This is a genomic window from Mesorhizobium sp. M7A.F.Ca.CA.003.01.2.1, from assembly GCF_003998945.1.
GTDB classification, from domain to species: Bacteria; Pseudomonadota; Alphaproteobacteria; order Rhizobiales; family Rhizobiaceae; genus Mesorhizobium; species Mesorhizobium ciceri.
This window is the reverse complement of the sequence record NZ_RZRA01000534.1, coordinates 1-3911: the sequence shown is the minus strand read 5'-3', so window position 1 is coordinate 3911 and position 3911 is coordinate 1. Positions and strand designations below refer to the sequence as shown.

Genomic DNA, 3911 nt, shown 5'->3' with positions numbered 1-3911 from the left:
CATGGAAATAAGCTACGCAGCACTTTTCGCGCCGTCAACCCAATTTCGAAAATTATGGAAATAGCGTCAACCGGGGCGCTTGCCCGAGGCGTAAATGACCACCTCGCCATCCTCCTTGGTGAACGTGCCGATGTCCGGATTGGGCAGAATGTCCAGCACCTTTTCCGACGGCCGCGCCAGCACGACGCCGAGCGGACTGACGACGATCGGCCGGTTGATCAGGATCGGATGTGCCAGCATGAAATCGAGGATCTGCTGGTCGGACCATTTCGGGTCGGCAAGGCCGAGTTCGGCATAGGGTGTGCCCTTCTCGCGCAGCAGGGCGCGCGGTGTAATGCCCATCGCCGCGATCAGGTCGACCAACCTTTCGCGCGATGGCGGCGTCTTCAGATATTCGATCACCTCCGGCTCCTCGCCCGACTGGCGGATCATGGCCAACGTGTTGCGCGACGTGCCGCAATCGGGATTGTGGTAGATGGTGATGGTCATTTCGAGGTCCTCTCAGCCGACATGGTATTCCGGACGGCGCCGCCCATCTCGTACCAGCCCTTGCTGCGGTTCACGATCCACACCACCGACAGCATGACCGGAACCTCGATGAGCACCCCGACCACAGTGGCAAGGGCCGCGCCAGAATTCAGCCCGAACAGCGCGATCGCGGCGGCCACCGCCAGCTCGAAGAAGTTCGACGCGCCGATCAGCGCCGATGGTCCAGCCACGCAGTGTCGTTCGCCGCTGAGGCGGTTGAGCAGATAGGCAAGACCGGAATTGAAATAGACCTGGATCAGGATCGGCACCGCCAGCAGCACGATCACCAATGGCTGCGCGATGATCTGCTCGCCCTGAAAGCCGAACAGCAGCACCAACGTCGCCAGCAAGGCAACCAGCGACAGGGGCTGCAGCGTGGCAAGCAGGGCCTCAAGCCCGGCCTGTCCCCTCGCTGCCAGCAGCCGGCCACGAACCAACTGCGCGACGATCACCGGCGCGACGATGTAGAGTGCGACCGACAGCATCAGCGTGCCCCATGGCACGGTGATCGCCGACAGGCCGAGCAGCAGGCCGACGATTGGCGCGAAAGCAACGATCATGATAGCGTCGTTGAGCGCTACCTGCGACAGCGTGAAATTCGGCTCGCCGCGCGTCAGGTTCGACCAGACGAAAACCATCGCCGTGCACGGCGCCGCGGCAAGGATGATCAGCCCGGCAATGTAGGAATCGATCTGCACGGCGGGCAGCCACGGCCGGAACAACCAGCCGATGAAGAGCCAGCCCAGCAGCGCCATCGAGAACGGCTTCACCGCCCAGTTGATGAACAGCGTCACGCCGATGCCGCGCCAATAGGTGCCGACCTTGGCCAGCGAGGCGAAATCGACGCGCAAGAGCATCGGCACGATCATCAGCCAGATCAGCACGGCGACAGGAATGTTGACCCTGGCGATCTCGGCCAACGCGATGGCGCCGAACACGCCCGGCAGCAGATGGCCAAGCGCGATGCCCGCGACGATGCACAGTGCCACCCACACCGTCAGATATTTCTCGACGAAGCCGATGCCGGGCCGCACCGCCTCAGCTGTGTTCAGAGCATGATCGGTCATGATGGCTTCCTTGTTCGAACGGCGCGCGGCGGACAGTCACAAGCCCCTCAGCAGTCACAGGTCACGGCATTGATGACCGGGCGGCAGAGCTCCGGCGCGCCATTGCAGCAATCTTCCATCAGATAGGCCAGCAGGTCGCGCAAGCCGGTCATGTCGGCGACATAGCGCACGGTCCTTCCGTCGCGTTCGGGACGGATCAGCCCGGCATGGGCGAGCACCTTCAGATGCGCCGACATGGTGTTCTGGACCGTGTCCAGCCTCGTTGCGATCTCGCCGGCTGGAATGCCTTCCGGGCCGGCACGCACGAGCAGCCGGAAGACATCCAGCCGCGTCTCCTGGCCAAGTGCGGCCAGCGCGTTCAAAGTGCCCTTCCTATTCATATATCCGAATCCTTGGATTTATGGATTCGTGAATATCGACTCCCCCGCGATCTGTAAAGGATGTCCGCCGCTATGATGTGACGGCAAGCACCTTTCCCGTATCGTGCTGGCGCACGAAGTCCACCCGGGCACCATCCCAGTGGTAGCTGTAGTGGCGGCCCTGCACTGGAATGGCAATGACATCGGGCCAGAAGATGCCGATGCAGCCGCCGCCCGGCATGCGCACGCTGTTCCACACCAGCCCGTCGCTGCCTGCTGCCCGCAGCGCCCGCCCTTCCGCCTGCGAGGCGGAATAGTCGTCCGGGTCGAGCACGCCGGGCACGGCGTTGACGTCATCGAGGTCGCGGTCGACGTTGCCGATCAGCACGCGGAAATCCGCCGTCCAGCCCGGCCCTTCGTTGGTGGCGCGCATGAATTTCTGATGGTGGTGAATGGTCTCGGCCAGCGCCACCTCCTCGCTGTCACCCGCATAATAAATCCCGTAGCTGCCATCCGAGAAGCGGCCTGGTCTGAGCGTCGAGCAATGCACGAAGGGCGCCATCACGAAACTGGCGCCGGGGCCGGAAATCCGCCTTGCGGCCGAAACCTTGCCGAGATCGCCGATCTCGAACCTTATGCGTGGGTTTGTCTTCGCCTCGACGGCGGCAAGCGCCTCCCAGTCGCGCGGGTCGGCAATGTCTTCGAACAGGTCGATCGGTGGGTGGATGGAACGGATGATGCGGAAGGTCTGGTGCCAGTCGACGCGGCGACGGACCGCAAGCCCACTCACCATGCACCACGCTCCGCATCGAGCCATTCGCGCATCGCCGAGAGATCGGAGATTTCGCCGCGCAGCATCAGGTCGAGCGCCGACTGGCCGCCAAAGGTGGCATTGGGCTTGCGGATCCAGGCATAGCCGCGCGCCGGTTCCGTGAAGAGGTAGCGCAGGCCCTTGTGGATGCCCATCAGATGCGCCATGCGGGTGCGCAGGTCGCGGTCGATCCTGCCGATGCCACCTTCCTTCGCCCCAGTCTTCCAGCGTGCCCAGGTGCGCGCCGACATACCGCCGAGCAGGATGCAGGCCTCCAGGTCGGTGAGGTTCCAGGCCTTGAACAGATTGACCGTTGTGCGCGCCAGCGCGCCCGCTTCTTCATCCGAGATAGCGGCTCCGAACGTGGCCGGCGTGGTGACGATGGATTGAAGCTGCATTGCGTTCACCTTGCTGATTGGCAGATATATAGCATGTATTTGCCAATTGGCAAGAATGCGGAGATGGCAAGGCTTGGCTGCAAAATGAAAAGGCGCGGCCCACACCGCAGGCCGCGCCCTTTATTGCATCACACTGTACGGTGCCTACTCAGCCGCTTCATATCCCGCGATGCCCTTGATCTCGAGGAAATCCTCAAGTCCGTATTCGGCATATTCGCGGCCATTGCCCGACTGCTTGTAGCCGCCGAACGGCAGGCCGGCGTCCCACTGGGGATAGTTGATGTAGACATTGCCGGTGCGCATGCGCGCCGCGACTTCGCGCGCCTTCTTCATGTCCTTGGCCTGGATGTAGGAGGCGAGGCCATAGACGGTGTCGTTGGCGGTCTCGACCACCTCGTCGACGCTGTCATAGGGCATGATCGCCAGTACCGGCCCAAAGATCTCCTCGCGCGCGATGCGCATGTCGTGGGTAACGTCGGCGAACACCGTCGGCCTGACATAGTAGCCGCGGTTGAGTTCGGCCGGACGGCCGGGGCCGCCGGCGACCAACGTCGCACCCTCGTCGATGCCGGCCTGGATCAGGTCCTGGATCTTGTCGAACTGAACTTGGCTGACGACCGGGCCGAGCTTGGTGCCGGCAGCGTCGGCCGGACCGACGGTGAATTTTTCCGCCGCAACCTTGGCATAGCCGGCCGCCTCGTCATGGCGCTCGCGCGGCACGAACATGCGCGTTGGCGCGTTGCAGGAC

General features: G+C 63.3%; 6 protein-coding genes. All 6 read right to left on the bottom strand.

Annotation, left to right across the window (positions count from 1 at the left end; genetic code table 11):
- Window positions 1-66 precede the first annotated feature (66 nt).
- The gene (arsC, locus tag EN969_RS20510; protein WP_063168658.1) at window positions 67-489 is read right to left on the bottom strand and encodes an arsenate reductase (glutaredoxin); all 423 of its coding nucleotides are present in this window, start codon (window positions 487-489) and stop codon (window positions 67-69) included.
- On the bottom strand, window positions 486-1550 hold the full coding sequence (arsB, locus tag EN969_RS20505) for an ACR3 family arsenite efflux transporter (protein WP_164747183.1): 1065 nt from the start codon (window positions 1548-1550) through the stop codon (window positions 486-488). Before arsB ends, arsC begins: the two co-directional genes overlap by 4 nt.
- 92 nt (window positions 1551-1642) lie before the next feature.
- Window positions 1643-1975, bottom strand: a complete 333-nt coding sequence (locus EN969_RS20500; protein ID WP_013530549.1) for a metalloregulator ArsR/SmtB family transcription factor — start codon at window positions 1973-1975, stop codon at window positions 1643-1645.
- Between the two features lie 70 nt (window positions 1976-2045).
- Window positions 2046-2747, bottom strand: a complete 702-nt coding sequence (locus EN969_RS20495; protein ID WP_063168660.1) for an RES family NAD+ phosphorylase — start codon at window positions 2745-2747, stop codon at window positions 2046-2048.
- Window positions 2741-3163: an MbcA/ParS/Xre antitoxin family protein gene (locus tag EN969_RS20490; RefSeq protein WP_013530547.1), complete on the bottom strand. Its 423-nt coding sequence runs from the start codon at window positions 3161-3163 to the stop codon at window positions 2741-2743. Before EN969_RS20490 ends, EN969_RS20495 begins: the two co-directional genes overlap by 7 nt.
- A gap of 144 nt (window positions 3164-3307) precedes the next feature.
- On the bottom strand, window positions 3308-3911 hold a 604-nt coding region (locus EN969_RS20485), incomplete at its 5' end, for an aldehyde dehydrogenase family protein (protein WP_127419343.1).

Bases quoted from the DNA above. Each gene is read 5' to 3' on its own strand.
- EN969_RS20500 (WP_013530549.1), bottom strand. From the start codon at position 1,975: ATGAATAGGAAGGGCACTTTGAACGCGCTGGCCGCACTTGGCCAGGAG.
- arsC (WP_063168658.1), bottom strand. From the start codon at position 489: ATGACCATCACCATCTACCACAATCCCGATTGCGGCACGTCGCGCAAC.
- EN969_RS20495 (WP_063168660.1), bottom strand. From the start codon at position 2,747: ATGGTGAGTGGGCTTGCGGTCCGTCGCCGCGTCGACTGGCACCAGACC.
- EN969_RS20490 (WP_013530547.1), bottom strand. From the start codon at position 3,163: ATGCAGCTTCAATCCATCGTCACCACGCCGGCCACGTTCGGAGCCGCT.